This is a genomic window from Sandarakinorhabdus sp. (genome assembly GCF_041689835.1).
Classification (GTDB): Bacteria; Pseudomonadota; Alphaproteobacteria; order Sphingomonadales; family Sphingomonadaceae; genus Sandarakinorhabdus.
In genome coordinates this window covers 1-4,373 of the sequence record NZ_JBDNFM010000037.1, presented here as the reverse complement: position 1 = coordinate 4,373, position 4,373 = coordinate 1, and the positions used below count along the sequence as shown (strand labels likewise).

Genomic DNA, 4,373 nt, shown 5'->3' with positions numbered 1-4,373 from the left:
CGGGGATGACTGCAAGCACATTATCCCAGCCGCCGCGAATCCCGCCGCAGTGGGTTTCGATCAGTTCGCGGAACGGCAGCCCCATGGCTTCTTCCACACCGCACGGCTTGTTCACATGGCCACTGATCTGGAACAGCTTGGTGCCTTCGTTCTTGGGCCGGCCGATGGCGGCAAACCACGAAGGACCGCGGCGCAGGATGGTCGGCACCACGGCGATGCTTTCCACGTTGTTCACCGTCGTCGGGTTGCCATACAGGCCAGCGCCGGCCGGGAACGGCGGCTTCAGGCGCGGCTGGCCCTTCTTGCCTTCCAGGCTTTCGATCATCGCGGTTTCTTCGCCGCAGATATAGGCGCCTGCGCCGCGGTGGACGACGACATCGAAATCATAGCCCGACCCGCAGGCATTCTTGCCGATCAAGCCAGCGGCATATGCCTCCTGCACGGCGGTCATCAGCACCTTGGTTTCGGCAATATATTCGCCGCGAACGTAGATGTATGCCGCGCTGGCCCGCATGGCAAAGCCGGCGATCAGCGCGCCTTCGATCAATTTGTGCGGATCGTGGCGGATGATTTCGCGATCCTTGCAGCTGCCCGGTTCGGATTCATCGGCATTGATCACCAGATAACTCGGCCGATCGGGATTGGGCGTCTTTGGCATGAAGCTCCACTTCATCCCCGTCGGAAACCCCGCCCCGCCGCGCCCGCGCAGGCCGCTGGCCTTGACCGCGTCGATCAGGGCATCGGGGCCGACGCTCATCAAATCCTTGGTATCCGTCCAATCTCCGCGCGTGCGCGCAGCCTCAAGGTTCCACGGCTGGAAGCCATAGAGGTTGGTGAAAATGCGGTCCTTGTCGCTCAACATCAAAACACTTCCTGCAACGTCGTCGGCCCGCCTTCGGGGCACGAGGCGGTGCGGCCGATCTGGCTGCCCGTCGCCGGCGTGTCACCACGCTCCAATGCATCCAGAATGCCGCGCATCGCCTCGTACGTCAGGTCTTCATAATTATGATCGTTGATCTGCACCATCGGCGCATTGGCGCAGGCGCCCAGGCATTCGACTTCAGTCAGGGTGAACAGGCCATCGGCGGTGGTGGTACCCTTGGCCAGGCCCTTGTCCTTGCAGGCCTTCATGATTTCGTCGCTGCCGCCCAGCAGGCACGGCGTGGTGCCGCACACCTGCACGTGGAAACGGCCCACGGGTTTGAGATTGTACATCGTGTAGAAACTGGCAACTTCGTAGGCGCGGATATAGGGCATGCCCACTGCCCGCGCGACATATTCGATCACCGGCACCGGCAGCCACGCCACGCCGGTTTGTTCGCGCACCTGGTATTGCGCCAGCCACAGCAGCGGCATGATGGCGCTGACCTGCCGGCCGGGCGGATACAGGCCGATGAGGCGCTGGGCTTCGGCAGCGTTTTCGGCGGTCCAGGTGAAATCGGAAAAAGCGGTCACCGGATAAACTCCACGCGGCTGCAAAGCTCGCCGTCAAAACTGTAAACGCTCATCACTTCGAACGGTTCGCCAGCAGCGGTGCGCCGCACATTTTCGTGCAGCACCACAAACGCCCCGAGTTCGTGCGCGCTGATGATTTCAGCGCGGTTTTCGGGGAATTGGGCAAACATCGCCTTCAGGCCGGCGCGCACGCCTTCCTTCCCGTCACGCAAGCTGGCGCTGCGATAACCGGCCTCCACCGCATCGTCGGTCATCAGTGCGACATAGGCATCGGCGTCTTGCGCATTGTAATGCGCGATCATCGTTTCGGCGGTAGCGAGCCGGCTCATGGATGGCGCCGGCTGGCCGACCAGGCCACGAAACCGGCCGTCCACACTGTTGCGCCAACAGCAACGATCGGCAAGCCGGCGCCTTCACCCCAGATTTGTGCTGCGGCAAAGCCGATGCCGGCGATCAGTGCCGCACCGGTCGCCGCCACGGCGCGCAGTTTGGCTTTCTCGCTCACCGGTCCACCTCGCCAAACACGATATCCAGGCTGCCAAGAATGGCCGGTGCGTCGGCCAGCATGTGGCCCTTGCACAGGAAATCCATCGCCTGCAGGTGCGCCATGCCGGTGGCGCGGATGTGGCAGCGCCACGGCTTGTTGGTGCCGTCGGCGACCATGTAGATGCCGAATTCGCCCTTGGGGCTTTCGGTGGCGACATAGGCATCGCCGGCGGGCACATGCATGCCTTCGGTATACAGCTTGAAATGGTGGATCAGCGCTTCCATCGAGCGTTTCATCTCACCCCGCGATGGCGGCGCCACCTTGCGGTTATCGGTGATGTGAGCGCCGGCCGGCATGTCGCGGATGCACTGCTTGATGATCTTCAGGCTTTCGCGCATTTCGGCCATGCGCACCATGAAACGGGCATAGCAATCGCCATCGGTCGATACCGGCACTTCGAAATCAACCAGGTGATAGGCATCATAAGGCTGGGATTTGCGCAAATCCCACGCCACGCCGCTGGCGCGCAGGCACGGCCCGGTGAAGCCCCAGCGGATCGCATCTTCCTTGGAAATCACGCCGACATCGACATTGCGCTGCTTGAAGATGCGGTTGTCCGCCACCAAGCCCTGCATTTCATCGAGCAACTTGGGAAAACCGTCGCACCACGCCGCCAGATCCTCCAGCAGGCCATGCGGCATATCCTGATGCACGCCACCGGGGCGGAACCAAGCGGCGTGGAACCGCGCGCCCGATACCCGCTCGTAAAACTCCATCAATTTTTCGCGCTGTTCGAACAGCCACAAAATCGGCGTCATCGCGCCCACATCCATCGCGTGCGCGGTGGTGTTCATGATGTGATTGAGAATGCGGGTGATTTCCGCAAACATCGTGCGGATATATTTCGCCCGCAGCGGAACCTCGATCCCGCCCAGTTTCTCGATGGCGAGCACATAGCTATGCTCCATGCACATCGGTGACACGTAATCGAGGCGGTCCATATAGGGCAGCGCCTGCAGATAGGTCTTGTATTCGATCAGCTTTTCAGTGCCGCGATGCAGCAAGCCAATGTGCGGATCGCAGCGTTCGATGATTTCGCCATCAAGCTCCATCACCAACCGCAAAACGCCGTGCGCCGCCGGGTGCTGCGGGCCGAAATTGATCATGTAGTTCTGGATTTCGTTGCCGTCCTTCGCCGGCAAAACGTCCGCCGTATCAGCCGCCGTCCACGCGGCGCCAGCGGAGCCCAAACTACTCATTTGCCAGTCGCCTTTTCATCGCCGGGCAGCACGTAATCCGTGCCTTCCCAGGGGGACAGGAAATCGAAGCTGCGGAAATCCTGCGCCAGCTTCACCGGCTCATACACCACCCGCTTGTGTTCTTCGGACCAGCGCAATTCGACATGGCCGCTCAGGGGGAAATCCTTGCGGAACGGATGGCCTTCAAAACCATAATCGGTGAGGATGCGGCGCATGTCGGGGTTGCCGGCAAACATCACGCCGTAGCAATCCCATGTTTCACGTTCATACCAGCCGGCATTGTAATAAAGATCGGTGAGGCTCGGCACCGGGGCGCGGCCATCGGTGGTCAATTTCACCCGCACCCGCAGATTGTGCGTCATCGACAGCAGATGGATGACGATCTCGAACCGCTCGGCCCGGTCCGGATAATCGGCGCCGCAAATGTCGATCAACTGGTTGAACTGCAAATCAGCCGCATCGCGCAGCGCCGTGATCACGTTCACCAACGCGTCGCGCTGCACCACCACCGTGGTTTCGCCGGCATGTTCGGCAATGTCGATCACGGCGGCGCCCAACACCTCGCCCAGCCGCGCGGCGAGTTTGCGGTGCGTGGCCATCACGGGCCAGCTGTGCCGGCCAAGTTCGGGGGCAACGATTGTCATGAATTACCGCTCAAACACGCCAACGCGGCGAATTTTCCGCTGCAGCGCCAATATGCCATACAGCAGCGCCTCTGCCGTCGGCGGGCAGCCGGGCACGTAGATATCCACTGGAACGATGCGGTCACAGCCGCGCACCACCGAATAACTGTAATGATAATAACCGCCGCCATTGGCGCAGCTGCCCATCGAAATCACATAACGCGGCTCGGCCATCTGATCGTAAACACGGCGCAACGCCGGGGCCATCTTGTTGCACAATGTCCCAGCCACGATCATGACGTCCGATTGCCGCGGCGAGGCCCGCGGCGCGACGCCAAAGCGTTCCAGATCGTAACGCGGCATGTTGGTGTGCATCATCTCGACCGCGCAGCACGCCAGGCCAAACGTCATCCACCACAGGCTGCCGGTACGCGCCCAATGAAACAGATCTTCGGTGGAGGTGACCAGAAAGCCTTTGTCAGCCACTTCCTGGGACACATCGCCCAGAAACTGGTCGCGGTTGGTTGCCGGCAGCAGAATGCCGCCATT

At 61.4% G+C, this 4,373-nt stretch carries 7 protein-coding genes; all 7 read right to left on the bottom strand.

Annotation, left to right across the window (positions count from 1 at the left end; all coding sequences use genetic code 11):
• A partial coding sequence (nuoF, locus tag ACESL8_RS01760) for an NADH-quinone oxidoreductase subunit NuoF (RefSeq protein ID WP_372915284.1) occupies nucleotides 1-862 on the bottom strand: 862 nt, incomplete at its 3' end.
• Nucleotides 862-1,455 (bottom strand): NADH-quinone oxidoreductase subunit NuoE, encoded by a 594-nt coding sequence (nuoE, locus tag ACESL8_RS01755; RefSeq protein ID WP_372915282.1) that lies wholly within the window; start codon nucleotides 1,453-1,455, stop codon nucleotides 862-864. The genes nuoF and nuoE, both read right to left, overlap by 1 nt.
• Nucleotides 1,452-1,784 carry a nuclear transport factor 2 family protein gene (locus ACESL8_RS01750; RefSeq protein WP_372915280.1) on the bottom strand — a complete coding sequence of 111 codons (333 nt, stop codon included), beginning with the start codon at nucleotides 1,782-1,784 and terminating at the stop codon, nucleotides 1,452-1,454. The genes nuoE and ACESL8_RS01750 overlap by 4 nt, the downstream gene beginning before the upstream one ends.
• Complete coding sequence (locus ACESL8_RS01745; RefSeq protein WP_372915278.1) at nucleotides 1,781-1,960, bottom strand: hypothetical protein; 180 nt, start codon at nucleotides 1,958-1,960, stop codon at nucleotides 1,781-1,783. The genes ACESL8_RS01750 and ACESL8_RS01745 overlap by 4 nt, the downstream gene beginning before the upstream one ends.
• Nucleotides 1,957-3,201 (bottom strand): NADH-quinone oxidoreductase subunit D, encoded by a 1,245-nt coding sequence (locus ACESL8_RS01740; protein WP_372915276.1) that lies wholly within the window; start codon nucleotides 3,199-3,201, stop codon nucleotides 1,957-1,959. Before ACESL8_RS01740 ends, ACESL8_RS01745 begins: the two co-directional genes overlap by 4 nt.
• Entirely contained in the window at nucleotides 3,198-3,845 is a 648-nt protein-coding gene (locus ACESL8_RS01735) for an NADH-quinone oxidoreductase subunit C (protein WP_372915274.1), read from the bottom strand. Before ACESL8_RS01735 ends, ACESL8_RS01740 begins: the two co-directional genes overlap by 4 nt.
• A 3-nt stretch (nucleotides 3,846-3,848) precedes the next feature.
• The gene (locus tag ACESL8_RS01730; protein ID WP_372915286.1) at nucleotides 3,849-4,364 is read right to left on the bottom strand and encodes an NADH-quinone oxidoreductase subunit B family protein; all 516 of its coding nucleotides are present in this window, start codon (nucleotides 4,362-4,364) and stop codon (nucleotides 3,849-3,851) included.
• Nucleotides 4,365-4,373: the final 9 nt, after the last annotated feature.

Bases quoted from the DNA above. Each gene is read 5' to 3' on its own strand.
- ACESL8_RS01740 (WP_372915276.1), bottom strand. From the start codon at position 3,201: ATGAGTAGTTTGGGCTCCGCTGGCGCCGCGTGGACGGCGGCTGATACG.
- ACESL8_RS01750 (WP_372915280.1), bottom strand. From the start codon at position 1,784: ATGAGCCGGCTCGCTACCGCCGAAACGATGATCGCGCATTACAATGCG.
- ACESL8_RS01735 (WP_372915274.1), bottom strand. From the start codon at position 3,845: ATGACAATCGTTGCCCCCGAACTTGGCCGGCACAGCTGGCCCGTGATG.